General features: G+C 44.2%; 11 protein-coding genes. 7 read left to right on the forward strand and 4 right to left on the reverse strand.

Features of this window, described 5'->3' with window-relative positions; translation table 11 throughout:
- Positions 1-99: 99 nt before the first annotated feature.
- Positions 100-771, reverse strand: coding sequence for an SGNH/GDSL hydrolase family protein (locus tag E7Z59_RS12455; protein WP_242015621.1), 672 nt, complete (start codon positions 769-771; stop codon positions 100-102).
- 236 nt (positions 772-1007) lie between these two features.
- Here E7Z59_RS12455 and ppsA point away from each other — a divergent pair, with 236 nt between their 5' ends.
- On the forward strand, positions 1008-3464 hold the full coding sequence (ppsA, locus tag E7Z59_RS12460) for a phosphoenolpyruvate synthase (protein WP_136336670.1): 2457 nt from the start codon (positions 1008-1010) through the stop codon (positions 3462-3464).
- A 394-nt stretch (positions 3465-3858) separates the two neighbouring features.
- Entirely contained in the window at positions 3859-4356 is a 498-nt protein-coding gene (locus E7Z59_RS12465; RefSeq protein WP_136336671.1) for a hypothetical protein, read from the forward strand.
- A 27-nt stretch (positions 4357-4383) separates the two neighbouring features.
- On the opposite strand, the gene E7Z59_RS12470 is transcribed toward E7Z59_RS12465, so the two are convergent.
- Positions 4384-5013, reverse strand: a complete 630-nt coding sequence (locus E7Z59_RS12470) for a phosphoribosyltransferase (RefSeq protein WP_136336672.1) — start codon at positions 5011-5013, stop codon at positions 4384-4386.
- Positions 5014-5016: 3 nt separating this feature from the next.
- Complete coding sequence (locus E7Z59_RS12475; protein ID WP_136336673.1) at positions 5017-5667, reverse strand: dienelactone hydrolase family protein; 651 nt, start codon at positions 5665-5667, stop codon at positions 5017-5019.
- Positions 5668-5938: 271 nt separating this feature from the next.
- Between E7Z59_RS12475 and E7Z59_RS12480 the strand changes: the two genes are divergently transcribed.
- Positions 5939-7651, forward strand: coding sequence for an adenosylcobalamin-dependent ribonucleoside-diphosphate reductase (locus E7Z59_RS12480; RefSeq protein WP_136336674.1), 1713 nt, complete (start codon positions 5939-5941; stop codon positions 7649-7651).
- Here E7Z59_RS12480 and E7Z59_RS12485 read toward each other — a convergent pair.
- A complete protein-coding gene (locus tag E7Z59_RS12485) occupies positions 7648-8097 on the reverse strand; it encodes a DUF2267 domain-containing protein (protein WP_136336675.1) in 450 nt (149 codons plus the stop codon). The two genes, E7Z59_RS12480 and E7Z59_RS12485, sit on opposite strands and share 4 nt — an antisense overlap.
- Before the next feature lie 480 nt (positions 8098-8577).
- Here E7Z59_RS12485 and E7Z59_RS12490 point away from each other — a divergent pair, with 480 nt between their 5' ends.
- The 4 genes from E7Z59_RS12490 (at position 8578) to E7Z59_RS12505 (ending at position 16927) form a co-directional block, all read left to right on the forward strand.
- Positions 8578-8994 (forward strand): DsrE family protein, encoded by a 417-nt coding sequence (locus tag E7Z59_RS12490; protein ID WP_136336676.1) that lies wholly within the window; start codon positions 8578-8580, stop codon positions 8992-8994.
- A gap of 31 nt (positions 8995-9025) precedes the next feature.
- Positions 9026-10681, forward strand: a complete 1656-nt coding sequence (locus E7Z59_RS12495) for a bifunctional metallophosphatase/5'-nucleotidase (protein WP_136336677.1) — start codon at positions 9026-9028, stop codon at positions 10679-10681.
- Positions 10682-11017: 336 nt separating this feature from the next.
- Entirely contained in the window at positions 11018-13486 is a 2469-nt protein-coding gene (locus E7Z59_RS12500; RefSeq protein WP_242015620.1) for a zinc-dependent metalloprotease, read from the forward strand.
- A gap of 309 nt (positions 13487-13795) precedes the next feature.
- Positions 13796-16927, forward strand: a complete 3132-nt coding sequence (locus E7Z59_RS12505) for a SusC/RagA family TonB-linked outer membrane protein (RefSeq protein WP_136336678.1) — start codon at positions 13796-13798, stop codon at positions 16925-16927.
- Positions 16928-16943: the final 16 nt, after the last annotated feature.

Raw genomic sequence — 16943 nt, forward strand, 5'->3', positions numbered from 1 at the left:
AACGAATTAGTCTATTGGTAATAAAGTGACATAATCAAGCCGTAAGAAGGCTTTGATCCTGCCAAAGATCGTGAACAGCGGGGAAAAATAAAATTCTTCTCAGTCTTCCGTATTCAGTGCTTTTTCGATCCCTTTGAGTATCAGGGGTTCCATGACCCTGTATCCTTCGGTATTAGGGTGAACTCCATCTTCTGAGTACTGGGTTTGCATGCCGTTTCGCTCGTCCTTCATCACCTTGTGAAAGTCTACAAAAACATGCCCGTGTTCGCGGGCATAGGTTTCCAGGAATTTATTGATAGAAATGATCTTTTCTGCCGGCTTCAAACCGGGGCGCCAGGCGTAATCGTAGACGGGAAGGATGGAACAGATTATTACCCTGATGTTTTGGGCTTCGGCAAGCTTTGCCATAGCTGTGATATTATCGGTGATCATTTTTTCGGTGCTGAACCCGGTATTTCCGGCAATGTCGTTGGTACCTGCCAGGATAACCACAGCTCTTGGCTTCAGATCGATCACATCCGGGGTAAACCTGATGAGCATTTGAGGCGTGGTTTGCCCACTGATACCCCGTCCCAGAAAATGGTGTTTCTCAAAAAAAGCCGGAAACTGTCCGGCCCACATCTCGGTAATCGAATTTCCCATGAATACCACCTCCGGATAATTGGCCGATTCCAAGGTACGTTCATTATCTGCTGCGTATTTCTGCAAATTAGCCCAGTCCTGTTTCATTAGGTCCTGTGCAGGAGGTGTCTGTGCCCAAAGTCGGTTCATAGCTAGGAATAGTATTAAGAGTTTGGCGGTTAGTCTCATTAAAATAGGGTGGTTAGTATATGTTTAGAGCTATAAATGTACAACAATGATCAAAGGGTTTAAAAAGCCCTGGTAATTTAACTCAATTATGTAGTAGATCCCTCATTGAAAGTGCTTTTTAAAATTGATTATGAAGTCTTCAACGATTTTGAAAAGAATTTACGCAAACGTTTTCGTAGTTTTCAAAAAAATGAATTATGACTTCCAAAAACCAAACCAATAACTATGTGATCTTTCTTGAAGAAATTGGCATGGACGACCTTCTGAAGGTGGGAGGTAAGAATGCCTCTTTAGGTGAAATGATCAGTAACCTGACAGCCCAGGGAATTAAAATCCCCAATGGATTTGCGGTTACCGCCGATGCATTCGATGCTTTTATAGAAGAGAATGATCTGAGGGAAAAGATAGAGGATATCTTACAGCAGCTGAATGTTGATGATATTGTAAATCTCAGAAGAACAGGTTCTGAGATCAGAAAGCTCATCTCTAACGGAAAATTTCCGGTGGGTGTTGAAAAGGCCATTTTGAACTCCTATTACGAGCTGTCTGAATCATACGGGCAAGAGGCCACAGATATAGCAGTGCGCTCGTCGGCTACTGCCGAAGATCTGCCTGATGCCTCTTTTGCAGGGCAGCAGTCTACCTTTTTGAACATCAGGGGAGGTGAGATGCTGCTCACTGCCATCAGGAGTTGTTTTGCCTCCCTGTACACTGACCGTGCTATTTCGTACCGTTCTTCCCGCGGATTTGATCACTTCGCTGTTAAATTATCGGTATGTGTACAAAAAATGGTGCGTTCAGACCTGGGAGTTTCGGGAGTAGCGTTTTCTTTAGATACCGAATCAGGATTTAAGGATCTTGTGTTGATCAATGCAGCCTTCGGTTTGGGAGAGTTGGTGGTAGGCGGCGAAATCATGCCTGATGAATTCCTGGTCTTCAAACCTGCATTAAAGAAGGGATATCCTTCTGTTATCGAGAAAAAACTGGGAAAAAAGACCCATAAACTTATCTATGGGCACAAACCCTTTGAAACGGTTAAAAAAGTACCTGTAGAACAATCACAGCAAATGGCTTTTTGTTTGGAGGATGAGCAGATCCTGCAGTTAGCAAGATGGGTGCAGAAGATAGAAGATTATTACTCGGGAAGAAAAGGTGGGTGGTGCCCGATGGATATAGAGTGGGCGGTAGATGGTCTTTCCGGAGAATTGTTCATAGTACAGGCCCGGCCGGAGACCATTCATTCACAGCAGGAGCAGGATCGTATCAGGGAATTCCAGATCGAAGAGAACGGATTGGCTGAGAAGTTGCTTCTGGAAGGCATAGCGGTAGGCGAAAAAGTAGGGGTAGGCAAAGCCAGACGTATCTTTACCCTCGATGGAAGGGATGGGAGTGCTGATGAACTGGAGTTTCAGGAAGGAGAGATCCTGGTAACAGAGATGACCGATCCTGATTGGGAGCCCTTAATGAAGAAGGCGTCGGCCATTATCACTGAGAAAGGCGGGCGTACCTGTCATGCAGCCATAGTGGCCAGAGAGATTGGCGTTCCTGCTATTGTGGGAGCGGCAGAGGCAACATTAAAAATAAAAGACGGACAGGAACTTACAGTTTCCTGTGCCGAAGGAACTACGGGGAAGGTCTATATGGGTCATGTGAATTACAAGCTCATTGAGACCCCTTACACTGACTTTCCTAAAACCACAACCCCTATCATGATGAATATCGGGTCACCCGACCTGGCCTTGCAGTTTAATAAGATCCCGAATTCAGGGGTAGGACTTGCCAGGGAAGAATTTATCATCAATAATCATATCAAAGTACATCCAATGGCCCTCCTGAAACACCGTGAGATCGGGGATAAGGAGCTGAGTGCCGAGATCGCAAAGATCATAAAGGGCTATACCAATGAGGAGGAGTTTTTTATTAATAATCTCGCCCAGGGGGTGGCTAAAATTGCCGCTGCTTTCTACCCGAAAAGGGTTATTACAAGGCTTTCGGACTTTAAATCAAATGAATATTTTAATCTGTTGGGAGGACAATTCTTTGAGCCTGAAGAAGAAAACCCCATGATCGGGTGGCGGGGTGCCTCCAGGTATTATTCCCCTGATTTTCGCGAAGCTTTCGACCTGGAATGCAAGGCCCTGAAAATGGTTCGCGATGACTTCGGGCTTGATAATATTACCATCATGATACCGTTTTGCAGAACCCCCGGAGAGCTGGAAAAGATTTTGACGATCATGGAAGAGAGCGGCCTTAAGCGCGGCGAGCGCAATCTTGAAATATATCTGATGGCTGAGATCCCTTCCAATATCATCCTGGCTGAGCAATTTGCGCCCATGATAGACGGTTTTTCTATAGGCTCAAACGATCTGACCCAGCTTACCCTGGGGCTTGATCGTGACTCCAGCCTGGTGGCCCACCTCTATGATGAGCGCAATGAGGCGGTAAAAACCATGATCAGAAGTCTGATACGTACTGCGCATAACCACGGGGTCAAGGTGGGTATCTGCGGTCAGGGACCTTCCGATTTTCCTGATTTTTCAGAATTCCTGGTACAGGAGGGTATTGATAGTATTTCTGTAACACCCGATTCCATGCTGAAAACACTTAAGGTGATTTCAGCAGTGGAGGCAATCGGGAAAGTAAATACAACCTGAAAAGGAAAACTCTATAAAGTCTTAGTGAGACCGCTGTAATTAGATTTCTTGTGTAGTGGTATGACGAGCGTCACCTCTAGTGATCACGCAGAGCGGGATCGTATCGAGAGGCTTTTAAGCCCGAATTGTTCTCGATACACCACGCTTTCAGCGTGGCACCTGCCTACCGCAGGCAGGCTCGAACTCACAGCAGGGGCTATTTGGAACCGGAAAGAATAAGATTCACTGGAATAGCTTTAAGATACTTCAATTAAAATACTGTAATTTTAATGAAAGGCTTGTTTACAGCAGTATACGGCCGTTTTTTCTCTGGTAAGGATCTTTCATCGAGAGCCTTACCCTCCCCTGATCGATATGGGACTTACCTGAGCGCTAATCAATAAAATCTGTAGTTATGACCATAGATCATTTAGAGGAAAGAGTTAAGGACTATTCGCTTTCGATCAATAAAGTTCTCGAAAAGAAGCAGAGATGGAGAAGTACTACCAAAGATCTTTTAGTAAATACTTTAAAGGCTATCGAAGAAAAATATAAGATAGGCTGGGTAGTGCAGGAGTTAAATTGGATGTTTTATAACGAATCTGTCAATCTCACTTTTAAAGAACTACCCGGGAGTATTCTAAATAGCAGTGGTCAGATCAAGGAGGGCGATTTTATAACCGGTGGGTCTTTAGTGTTTTCACAGGCACAGAATGGAGATGTGGTGGTGTTTATCCTGTTTCCGCAAGTTGAAAACCTGGTTGTGGACAAAAACAGCATGGACCTGGGGACCTACAGACCGGAAACGGTTACAGAGAGGCTGATCATTGAAAAAGTAGATGAGTTTTTAAAGGAGATGATTCGTTGGGAAGTACCTGCCCAGGATCACAAAATAGGATTTATGAGCGGCTGATCACTGTAAGTTGAAGGGAGTTTGCTTTTAACGATTTCTGTGGGCCTCAAGGATCTCTATGGCCTGCCGGTCACTAACCTGATCAAAATGATGGTAATAAGCCCCAACCGCATTAAAGAGTCCCGGAATTTTCAGGCATACGATCTGGTGGATATACGGAGATTTTTTCAGTTTCTTTATGGCTGATTCCGGGGCAACGGGAATGGCCAGAACGACTTTTTTGGGAGACTCCCTGCTAATCAGTTCCAAGGTAGAGAGCATGGTGTTGCCTGTAGCAATACCATCATCTGCAACGATCACGGTTTTGTTCGTTAAAGGTTTTGGGGTCTGGTTGTGATAATACATCTCCTGTCGATCTTGTAGAACCTTTCGTATTCTTTTAGTTTCTTCCTCAATATAACTTTTAGGAATCTCCGCTGCCTGAAGTTCCAACACAAGACCACTCAGGCTGACAGCTCCAATAGCATATTCTTTGTTGGCCGGATGCCCGATTTTCTTGGAAAGGATAATTTCAAGCGGGGCTTTGAGCGCTGTCGCGATCTCAGCACCCACAGGCAAGCCTCCCCTGGGGATAGCCACTACTATGGTGTCCGGACCCTGAAGGAGTTTTAGTTCTTCGGCAAGTAATTTTCCGGCATGAGAACGATCTAAAAACATGATTTACAATTTTAAATATTGATCAAACCAATTAATAGATAAATCAGTAACCTCCTGTAATTTGCCGGGTTCCTCGAATAAATGGGAAGCATTTGCAACGATCTCCAAATGCTTAGTTGATCGTATCATCATGAATGCTTCGCGGTTTAGGGAAATAACCTCGGTGTCAAAGCCTCCCACGATCAATAAAACAGGGGTGGTTAGGGCCTTAAGTTCATCATCGCTGGCCAGGTCCGGACGGCCACCTCTTGAGACCACCGCTTTGATATGATCCTTTAAAACTGCAGCTGCCTTTAAGGCTGAGGCTGCACCGGTGCTGGCACCGAAATAGCCTACTGCTAAATGACTTAATTCGGGCTGTTTCTTCAGCCAGGCGGTTACCTCCAATAGCCGACCGGTAAGCAGGTCGATATCAAACCGATTGCTGTATACCCGGTCCTCTTTCTCTGTTAACAGATCAAACAGCAAAGTGGCAAAACCATGGGAAGAAAGGGCAGAGGCTACATAATTATTACGTGAACTGAGACGACTGCTGCCGCTACCGTGAGAAAAAACCACTAACCCCCTGGCATTTTCAGGTTTTTGTAATCTGCCTTTTAGAGACACCTGTTCCAGATTTATAGGTATATCTGTTTTCCATTCAATGCTTTTCATGATTTCCCCGGTTTTGGTCCTTATAGAGGTGGTAAATCAGGCAGGCTTTTATCCTGTAAAGTGGTCTGCAGAGTGCTCCTCAATAAATTGAGGATACCGGGTGTAATTTAAAGAGAAATAAATACATTTATAATGATGATTATCAGTGTGTTGGGTGCATTTGTTAATGTGCGATTTTCAGAAAAACACCCCGGTTGAGGAACTATAATGGCTAGAACCACCCTCTTTGTGAGTTTACAGTTACCGGAACCTGGTATAAAACAGAATTCTTATGGACGCGCTTTCACCAAATGCCATGCAATTGTTAGAGCAGAGATACCTTCTTAAGAAGAATGGCGATCTTATGGAGAGTCCTGAAGCCATGTTTCAAAGAGTTGCTGAATATATAGCCACAGCTGAAAAGGACAATCAGGCTTATTGGGCGGAAAGATTCTTTGAAATGATGAGCCGTCTGGAGTTTTTACCAAACTCTCCCACCCTGATGAATGCGGGTTTGACCGGGGGGCAGCTCAGTGCATGTTTTGTATTGCCAATAGAGGATAACCTGGAAGCTATTTTCTCATCCCTCACCAAGGCTTCCCTTATTCATAAAAGTGGGGGCGGTACAGGTTATAATTTCTCGCAATTGAGACCCAGGGGAAGTGATGCAGGCAGATCCGTGGGGCCGGCTTCGGGTCCTGTTGGTTTTCTGCGGGTATTTGATGAAGCCACCCGTCAGGTAAAACAGGGAGGTAAACGTCGCGGGGCTAATATGGGTATACTGAACGTGGATCATCCGGATATCCTGGAATTTATAAATGCAAAAGGCGACGGCGTGAGCCTTCAAAATTTTAACCTTTCTGTAGGTATATCCGATCGTTTTATGAAAGCTGTGGAGGGGGGCTTGCCCTGGGAACTTAAGAATCCGTTTACCAAAAAAGTTATGCAAAGAGTGCCTGCCCGATCGATCTGGGATGCTATTGTGCGTAATGCATGGGAAAGCGGTGATCCGGGTCTGATTTTTCTGGATGCCATTAACCGCCGGAACCCGATCAAAAACGGTGTGATAACCAGTACGAATCCATGTGGAGAAGTGCCCTTAGAGGATTTTGAAAGTTGTAATCTTGGTTCGGTAAATCTGTCACGAATGCTTCAGCAGGAGAAAGGAGAAGTTCAGGTTGATTGGGATAAATTGCGCTCTGTTATTCATACTGCAGTAAGATTTCTGGATAATGTAATTACCGTGAATCACTATGTATTACCGGAAGTGAAAAAGATGACCCTGGCAAACCGGAAAATCGGGTTGGGTGTCATGGGGTGGGCAGAGATGCTGATCAGGATGGATATTCCATACGCTTCGGAGGCAGCAGTACAGCTTGGTTCCGATCTGATGAAGTTTATTCAGCAGGAGAGTTACCTGGCCTCCGGTATCCTTGCTGATGAAAAGGGAGTGTTTCCAAATTATTACAAAAGCCGGTTCTTCGAGAAAAAAAAGATGCGAAATGCAACCTGCAACAGTATTGCCCCGACAGGATCACTCGCTATTATTGCCGGCACCTCTTATGGCATTGAACCATTATACGCTCTCTCCTATACCCGGGAAGGGATTTTGGGAAATAGGACGCAGTATGTACTGGAACCTGTGCTTTTGGAAAAGCTGAAATCATCAGGGCTATGGGGTTCACGTACAAGAAAATTGGTACATGATACCGGCAGCCTTGCGCAAGCCGGCTGGATCCCGGTGGAGATCAGGAAGTGTTTTGCAACCAGCCAGGAGATTAGCTGGGAATTTCACCTGCGGCATCAAAAGGCATTTCAAAACTATACCGATAATGCGGTAAGCAAAACCATAAATCTTCCTGAAAAGGTGAGCCCTGAACAGGTAGAAAAGATCTTCCGAAATTCCTGGGAATATGGCCTGAAAGGAATCACCGTTTATCGGGATAAAAGCAAAAAAGAACAGGTGCTCAATAAAAGCTGTGGCCTGGTAAGATCAACCTGTTAGAACATGATCTGATGGTAAACAATATGTTTCAGCTCCTTAGGTAAACCGGAACGTATGTCTTCCATCTCCCCTAAAGAAGTATACCTTCGAAGGGCAATAAAAGTTGTCAGTATGTAATTTTCTGCCATTTCATCCGAGCCAAAATCATGTAAGGAAGTGTTTCCATCCATTTTTCTGACCAGGTCTATAAAATCACCCAAATTCCTCACCTTTTCTCTTTTTTTACCCGGAGACCATCCATTGACGTACACTCCTTTAAGAAACATCGGAAACTGGGCGATCAATTGAAAGGATTCTTCAACAGGAATTACCTCCCTTAAGGCATGAAGAATACTGATCAGAATTCTTCCGGCCTTGTCCCTGTCTTCAATCATATCCAGATCTTTCGCGTAGGCTTTGATAAATGTGTTGCCTTCTGTCGCATAATTATTAAAATTGAGTGCCATGACATCTTGTTTTAAAGGGTTGATAAAAAGCTTGTTATGCAATTTATAGGGAATGCTGCCTGCAGACAATGACGGCAATCAATTTCATTTGTAATGTGTTCATTTAATGAATAATAAAAGGTTTTCAGGCGATGGACATTTAATAATACAGTGTGCATTGATCCTTTAGGCCAATGGATATTATGAAGGTCTATGACGAAGGTTACAGGCTTTAATTATGCCTAAATTGAAAACGATCATTTTATCGCCAAAAAAACATGGCCTGCCTCGGGCATGATTTCCCTTGCAAAACGCTTGAGAACAGTTTGTTGCAGGGGGTATTACTTGACAGGAGACTTTCTTCAGTAACAATTGTTACACTTAAAACTCAACGAAAACAATACTTTAGTAGTTGTACCTTTTGAGATCGGAGGCCCGATCTTTAGGTGGGAAGTTGTATTTTGACTTAATACACCAACGAACTGTTTGAAATTTTAAACCATGAAAACGATTCTTCTATCAACCTTTGTTTTGGCTCTCACCGTTTTTACCACCGCAGGGGTCAGCGCACAGGAAGGCGAAAAACACAATTACGTGGTGCTTACTAAAAAGGTACCCCAATTGCAGCCCATTCTTATAACCGCAGAAAAGCTAAAAGAAGAGGATGGAGAAAATTTCGGAGCCTTCGAAGTGATCATTTGCGGACAGGAGATCGGAGATATCACTGACCCCGCCAAGATCGACGCCTTTATCGAAAAAGCAGAGGCATTGGGAGTCAGGCTTATCGCCTGTGGATTTTCTCTCAATAAATTCAAGGTAGACAGAAACGCAGTTCCTGAAAAGATGGAAATCGTTGAAAACGGTATTCTGTACAACTTTCAATTACAGAAAAAGGGATATCACAGCCTGGGTCTGTAATTTTAAAATTCATTAACCAAATAGACTATTTATGAGAACAACCAAAAGATATGCTGTGATCGCTATGGGAATACTGGGCATAAGCCTGATGGCTGTCTCCTGTAAAAAGGGTAAGGGAGATCTTGCCAAAATGGAATCGCAATCTGATACCTTAAGTGTTACCATTCTTCAAACCGCGGATATTCACGGGCAGTTGGATGCGCACCCGGAACTATTTTGGGAAGACAGCACCATAGTTTTTAAAGAAAGAGGTGGGCTGGCCCATATAAAGACCATTTTTGACCGGGAAAGAAAGAATAATCCCGGACAGACCATTGTGGTAGATGGGGGCGATCTTATACAGGGGAGTGGTTATGCAGCCCTCTCAGAAGGAAAGGTAATGACCGACATCATTAGAGCGATGAATTATGATGTGATCATTCCGGGAAACTGGGAGGTGGTATACGGTAAAGAGAATATGCTTGAAATTATGAGAGGATATGACACCGAGGTGATCGCTCAGAATATGTATCACGAGCAAAATGAAGAACCCCTGTTTCCTCCTTATTGGATCAAAGAAATACAAGGGATCAAGATCGGATTCGTAGGGCTTAATGATCCGGCGGTACCTATCCGTCAGAACCCTATATTCAGCAAAGGGATTGCCTTTTCCGGGATGAATGAAAAATTCAAGGAAACCCTTGATGAATTAAAGAAAACCAAGGGGGTGGATGTCCTGTTTCTGGTGACCCATATCGGGGTGTTTAAGCAATTGGCCCTGGGGAATGACCCTATGGCAGAAAGTGTTGACTATATTCTGGGGAACGATACCCATGAAAGGGTACGCGAACCCCTTGATGGTAAATACGCCAAAGTAACCGAGCCCGGAGCCTTTGGGTCTTTTGTGGGTAAACTGACCCTGAAATTCAAAGACGGGAAGTTGGTGGGCGATCACTATGAATTGATCGAGGTAGATCCGGAAATATATCCTGCGGATGCTGAAATTCAGGCCTTGGTCGATAAGGCCAAAGCACCCTATAAAGAAGATCTTGAGACGGTGATCGGTTATACCAATACTCCTTTATTCAGGTACCTGACGGTGGAAAATCCCATGGATAATATGATCACCGATGCGGCCCGATGGAAAACAGGGGTAGATATCTCTATTTCCAATGGTTTCCGTTTCGGAAACCCCATCGTACCACAAAACGGGGAGCCTGCGCCCATTACCAGGGCGAATTTATGGAACCTGCTACCAGTAAATGAAAAACTGAAAACAGGAAAGGCCAGCGGACAACAGATCAAAGACTGGCTGGAACAGGAGATGCACAATGCCTTTGCCCAGGATGCCTCTGACCGCTTCGGGGGGTGGCTGGTGCGTTTCTCCGGGATGAAGGTCAAATTCAATAGTCAGAATCCGAAGGGAGAACGTATCCAGGAGATCCTGGTGGGAGGTGAACCTATTCAGGATGATAAGTACTATAGCATCTCTGCCTGCGTGAGGCCCGGAGACCCAATCGATAACCTGTGCCGGATGCCTAATGTGAAAGATGTTGAGGTGAAGGACTACACCATACACGATGTGGTAGAGGAATACCTGAAAGAAAATTCGCCTGTTTCCCCCGTACTGGAAGGACGGGCGTATTGTGAGTACCTCGGAACCTATTCTTTTTCTACCGTACCCGGAACGGAATATGTTTTTCAGTAGGCAGTAAGCAGTAAGCAGTTTGCAGTATACAATATAAATGTTATCTCAGAGTAATAAAGATCCCCTCTTGTTTAAGGAGGGGATTTTTTTCGTATTGAGGAGTGTTGGACAAACCGGAAATCTCAAATTCCAAATCCCGGAACTCACCACTCACCACTCACCACTCACCACTCACCACTCACCACTCACCATTCACCACTCACCATTCACCATTCACCATTCATCACCTGTACCTCGTACCCCGTTACCCGTCCCCTTAAAAACAACCTTAAGAAGCTTTTAACAACTTCTTTGAAGAATATTCAGGTAATTTGATGAAAAATTAAACTAACTACTATGAATTTAAGATTGGGCATGACCCTTGTTATGTCTGCCTGTTTTCTTTTGTCCTCTTGTTCGGCTGAAGCACAGCTTTTTAAGAAGAAGAAAAAGGAACAGCCGACAGCCCCTGCTAAGGAAAAGAAAAACGGCATCAAACCTTTTAGTAAGGTGATCACTTCAGATGCCACAAAAGATGAAGGTTTATTCAATGTCTACACCGTAGATGACAAGATGTACTATGAGATTCCCGACAGTTTATTCGGAAGGGAGATGCTCATGGTTACGAGAATTGCAAAAACCGCTACCAATATCGGATTTGGTGGAGGGAAGGCCAATACCCAGGTGCTTCGTTGGGAGAAGAAACCTAAAAAGGTATTGTTAAGAGTGGTTTCGCATGAGATCTACGCCGCAGATTCCCTGCCAATTCATGAAGCAGTGGTAAATTCAAACCTGGAGCCTATTCTACACAGTTTTGATATTGAGGCCTTCGGAAAAGATTCTACTTCTGTGGTCGTTCAGGTTAATGACCTGTTCGAGAAGGATGTAAAAGCCCTTGGATTGCCCGAGTTTTACAGAGAGCGGTATAAGGTTACCACCACCGATAGAGATCGTACCTATATTGAAAGCCTGAAAAGTTTCCCGCTGAATATCGAAGCCCGTCATGTCAAAACCTATTCTTCCAGAAATCCTCCTTCTAATGAGAGTTTAGGGTCTATCACTGTAGAGATGAATAACTCTATGGTGTTGCTGCCTAAAGAGCCTATGAAAAGAAGGTATTTTGATCAGCGTGTAGGTTGGTTTGCCAGGGGGCAAACAGATTACGGTCTGGATGCACAGGAAAGTAAAACCGTACGTTACCTCGACCGCTGGAGACTTGAGGTGAAAGATGAAGACCTTGAGAAGTTTAACCGCGGAGAGCTTGTAGAACCTAAAAAACCCATTGTTTATTACATTGACAGAGCGACTCCGGTAAAGTGGAGAAAGTATATCAAACAAGGTATTGAAGACTGGCAGGTTGCTTTTGAGGCTGCAGGTTTTAAGAATGCCATCATTGCTAAAGATCCTCCATCGAAGGAAGAAGATCCGGAGTGGTCTCCTGAAGATGTGCGTTACTCTGTAGTACGCTACCTGGCTTCTCCGATCCCGAACGCTAACGGCCCTCACGTGAGTGACCCTCGAAGCGGGGAGATCCTTGAATCTGATATCAATTGGTATCACAATGTAATGACCCTGTTAAAGAACTGGTTCTTTGTGCAGACCGCAGCCATTAATCCCGATGCTCAGAAGGTAGAGTTCGAAGATGAGGTAATGGGTCGACTCATTCGTTTTGTGTCATCACACGAAGTAGGCCATACCCTCGGGTTGCCGCACAATATGGGAAGTAGTGTTGCCTACCCGGTAGATTCACTGCGTTCTGCAGCGTTTACTCAAAAGTATGGTACAGCACCTTCTATTATGGATTATGCCCGTTTTAATTATGTGGCCCAGCCTGAAGATAAAGGGGTGGCTTTAATGCCGGAGATCGGAGTGTACGATAAGTACGCCATTAAATGGGGGTATATGCCCATCCCGGAAAAATCAGCCGAAGATGAGAAGGAAGTACTTGACAGCTGGATCATGGAGCATGCCGGAGACCCGATGTATAGATTTGGAAGACAGCAGTGGACTGTGGTGGATCCGAGTTCACAGACCGAAGATCTCGGTGATGATGCTGTAAAAGCGAGTGATTACGGTATCGAAAACCTGAAGCGCATTGTTCCGAATCTTACAAAATGGACCTACGAGAAAGGGGAGGACTATGAAAAACTGGAGCAGATGTACGGCCAGGTATTTTCACAGTATAACCGATACATGGGGCATGTAAGCAACAATATCGGAGGGGTTTACGAACATTATAAGTCTTTTGACCAGGAGGGCCCTGTATACACCCATGTGCCAAAAGCGCACCAGGAGAAAGCCATGGACTTTCTGCATAGACAATTGTTTGAAACACCGGAGTGGATGCTTGATAAAGAGATCGTGAGTAAGATCGAGGCCGATGGTACTGTGGAGCGTATCAGAAGAGTGCAGACACGTACCCTTGACAACCTGCTGGATTTCGGCAGATTGGCCAGAATGATCGAAAACGAAGCCCTTAATGGCAGTAGTGTATATACCCTTGAAGATATGATGAAAGATCTGAGAAACGGATTGTTCAGCGAGTTAAGACGTGGGGCAACCATAGATACTTATCGCAGAAACCTTCAAAGAGCCTATGTCGAGCGCCTTGGCTATTTGCTTCATGAAGAGCAGGAGCAGAGCAGAAGAACGGCTACCCCGGTAGATGTAAGCCAGTCTGATATCAGAGCTATTTCAAGAGCAGAACTCAACGCCCTGAGATCGCAGGTAAGCAGCGCCATTAATCGCACCGGTGACAGTATGAGTAAATACCACCTGAGAGACCTGAGAGAGCGTATTGACGAAACGCTTAACCCGAACAGATAAGCTATTTTAGTTCTTATAGAATAGGAAGCCCGGTTGATGATCAACCGGGTTTTTTTATGCGTTCATATGATCGATTTTGCTTTGTGATTTCCTTAACATAAATATATGTTAACGCAAGATTTTGAGATGTAGATATTTGGTAATCAATTATTTAACCCTGTACTTGTCTTGCAGTCTTTTCCTGTTTATATACATAAGAAAATTACGAATGTTAAAATGTGGATTTCTTTCAATAAATACGTAGGTAAAACCTTTGATATATTGTGATAATGTATGATTTTCGCGAGAAGCTAACTTAAATTCAATCGAATGAAGACAAATTTTAGAGCAGTGTTCATGCTGCTGTTCATGATGTTTGTGCAGTTCACCTTTGCACAAAGTAAAACGGTCACCGGTACGGTGACGACAGCGTCTGATGGTCTTCCTCTGCCCGGAGCAAGTGTTCTGGTGAAGGGAACCACCAACGGTGTGCAGACAGATTTTGATGGAAACTATTCCATCTCAACCAGTGAAGGAGCTACCTTAGTATTTTCTTACCTGGGCTTAAAGTCGCAGGAAGTTGTAGTAGGGGGGCAATCCGTTATCAATGTGAGCCTGCAGGAAGATGCAGAAACACTTGAAGAGGTTATTGTAACTGCCTACGGTACCACTACAAAAGAGGCCTTTACAGGTTCGGCGAGTGTGATTGGAGCCGGAGACCTTGCCACCAGGAACGTAACTTCTCCTGTAGCGGCTATTGAAGGTAGAGCCACAGGGGTACAGTTTGTTGCTGCCTCAGGACAGCCGGGTTCATCTCCCGGAATTGTTATTCGTGGTGTGGGTACCCTGAACGGTTCCTCTGATCCATTAATTATTGTAGATGGTATTCAATATGAAGGAGATCTTAACACGATCAACCAGGAAGATATTGAATCTTTTACCATCCTTAAAGATGCTGCTTCTACATCGCTCTACGGTTCGCGTGCTGCGAACGGGGTAGTGATGATCACGACAAAAAGTGGTAAAAAAGGAGATATCAAAGTAACGGCTTCTACCCAATTCGGTTTGGTATCCAGAGCTATTCCTGCTTATGACCAGGTGTCTCCCGGAGAGTATTACGAAGTAATGTGGGAAGCCCTTAAGAATTCCAGTGCCGGAGGAGGAGATCCTGCCTATGCATCTGCGAATATCTACAACAGTTTAGGGTATAACCCGTTTGACGTTCCTAACGATCAGATCGTTGGATTAGACGGGCAGCTGAATCCTAATGCAAACGTAGTATACCAAAGCCTTGACTGGGATGATTTCCTGGAGCAGACAGGGATACGTCAGAACTATAACGTAAACGTTGCCGGGGGTGGTGAAAATCATAAGGTATTCTTCTCTGCATCCTATCTTGATGAGGAAGGATATGTGATCACTTCTGCCTTTGATCGTATCACCTCTCGTCTAAATGCTGAGTTTGATGTGAATGAGGTTATTACCCTGGGAGGTAGTGCCAACATTACTATTTCTGAAGCAGTAGGACCAAGTTCTGCAGGTACCGGAAGTATCGTAAACCCATTTGGGTTTGCCAAGAACATCGGGTCTATCTATCCGATCTTTGTAAATGACCAACAAGGTAACCTTGTACTGGATGCGGCCGGAAACCCTGTATTTGATAGTGGGGAAGGATTCCCTGAATACAACATCGGTTCAAGACCGATCAGCCAGGGGCGTCACGCCATCCAGGAATTACTTTTAAACGATGAACGCAACAGAGATAATGCTTACGGATTGCGTTTCTTCGCAGATTTTCAGATCATCGACGGTCTTAACTTCAGACTGAACTACGGTCGTGATACCTTTGAAGGTCTTGCAAAAGAATACGAGAACAACATCATCGGTGATGCGCAGCCTACCGGAAGATACAGTGAAGACAGATTCAGAAGAGAAGTAGAAAACTTCAACCAGATCCTTACCTACAATAAAAGCTTTAACGGGGTTCATAATGTAGATATTACTGCCGGTCATGAGAGTTTTAATACAAAAATCTCTCAAATGGATGCTTTAGCAATTGAGCAAACTGCAACCGGGATCTATGAATTTGATAATTTCTCTACTCCAGTAGGCTTAGGAGGGAACAGTGTCAGGAAAGCTATTGAAGGTTATTTCATCAGAGGTAACTATAACTTCGATAACAAGTATTACATCAGTGCTTCTGCAAGACGTGATGGTTCTTCTGTATTCAGTGAAGAATCAAGATGGGGTAACTTCTACTCTGTAGGTGGTTCCTGGAGAATTGACCAGGAGAGCTTTATGGATAATGTATCTTTTGTTGATGCCTTGAAAGTGAGAGCTTCTTACGGGGAAGTGGGTAACGATGATCTTTTGGATGAGTTCATTTCTCAGCCAAGATACTCCCTGACTTCAAATGCAGGTAACCCTGCCATTATCTCAACAGACCTGGGTAACCCTAACCTGCAGTGGGAAACCATTGAAAGTTTTGATGTTGCCTTAGAGTTCACATTGTTCGATTACTTCCTTGAAGGATCACTTGAATACTATAAGAGAAACTCTTCAGACCTGTTAAACAACCTTCCTATCGCCTTGAGTAACGGTTTGAATACCGTACCTCAGAACATCGGTGATATGTACAACTCAGGTTGGGAACTTGCTTTGAATGCCAATCTTATCAATACACCTGATTTCAGATGGAACGTAGGGTTACAAGCTTCTACCTTTAAGAACGAGATCACCAGTCTTCCGGATCCATTTATCAACGGATCAAAGCGTTGGGATGTAGGTCGTTCAAGATTTGATTTCTACCTGCTTCGTACTGCCGGTGTAGATCCGGATAACGGAGACCAGTTATTCTATGTTTATGAATTAGATGCTGAAGGTAACAGTGTACCTGTAATCGGAGCTGACGGTAACCAGGAAGTAACTAACGACTGGCAGGCTACAGAGAGAGCTTATACAGGAGACAGTTCAATTCCTGATCTGTTAGGTTCTGTTTCTAACAGCCTTTCATGGAAAGGGTTTAACTTCGACTTCCTGATCACTTACGGTATCGGAGGAAGCTTCCTTGATAACGGATACTCTGCCATGATGCACAGTGGTACCTTTGGTAGATCTTACCACCCGGATATTCTTGACGCCTGGAGACAGCCCGGAGACATTACTGATGTTCCTCGTTTAGAGAGCGGAAACAACGGATTGGTTAGAACACAATCAGACAGATTTTTAACTGATGCTTCTTTCTGGTCGTTGAAAAACGTAAATTTAGGATATACCTTTGATTCAGCTTTGGTGAATTCTTTGGGTATGGACGCTTTAACCGTTTCGGTAACGGGTGAGAATTTATTCCTGAAGTCTAAGAGAACAGGATTAAATCCACAGTACAACCTGGCGGGTACTCCTGCAGGGAATGACTTTAATCCTGCAAGGATTATTTCTTTAGGTTTAAACGTTGCTTTTTAATTAAAAAAACACATAT

Source organism: Robertkochia marina, from assembly GCF_004799345.1.
Classification (GTDB): Bacteria; Bacteroidota; Bacteroidia; order Flavobacteriales; family Flavobacteriaceae; genus Robertkochia; species Robertkochia marina.

Coding starts and splice junctions, on each gene's coding strand:
- E7Z59_RS12480 (WP_136336674.1), top strand. CDS start 5,939: ATGGACGCGCTTTCACCAAATGCCATGCAATTGTTAGAGCAGAGATAC.
- E7Z59_RS12470 (WP_136336672.1), bottom strand. CDS start 5,013: ATGTTTTTAGATCGTTCTCATGCCGGAAAATTACTTGCCGAAGAACTA.
- E7Z59_RS12475 (WP_136336673.1), bottom strand. CDS start 5,667: ATGAAAAGCATTGAATGGAAAACAGATATACCTATAAATCTGGAACAG.
- E7Z59_RS12505 (WP_136336678.1), top strand. CDS start 13,796: ATGAAGACAAATTTTAGAGCAGTGTTCATGCTGCTGTTCATGATGTTT.
- E7Z59_RS12465 (WP_136336671.1), top strand. CDS start 3,859: ATGACCATAGATCATTTAGAGGAAAGAGTTAAGGACTATTCGCTTTCG.
- E7Z59_RS12485 (WP_136336675.1), bottom strand. CDS start 8,097: ATGGCACTCAATTTTAATAATTATGCGACAGAAGGCAACACATTTATC.
- E7Z59_RS12495 (WP_136336677.1), top strand. CDS start 9,026: ATGAGAACAACCAAAAGATATGCTGTGATCGCTATGGGAATACTGGGC.
- E7Z59_RS12500 (WP_242015620.1), top strand. CDS start 11,018: ATGAATTTAAGATTGGGCATGACCCTTGTTATGTCTGCCTGTTTTCTT.
- ppsA (WP_136336670.1), top strand. CDS start 1,008: ATGACTTCCAAAAACCAAACCAATAACTATGTGATCTTTCTTGAAGAA.
- E7Z59_RS12490 (WP_136336676.1), top strand. CDS start 8,578: ATGAAAACGATTCTTCTATCAACCTTTGTTTTGGCTCTCACCGTTTTT.
- E7Z59_RS12455 (WP_242015621.1), bottom strand. CDS start 771: ATGAACCGACTTTGGGCACAGACACCTCCTGCACAGGACCTAATGAAA.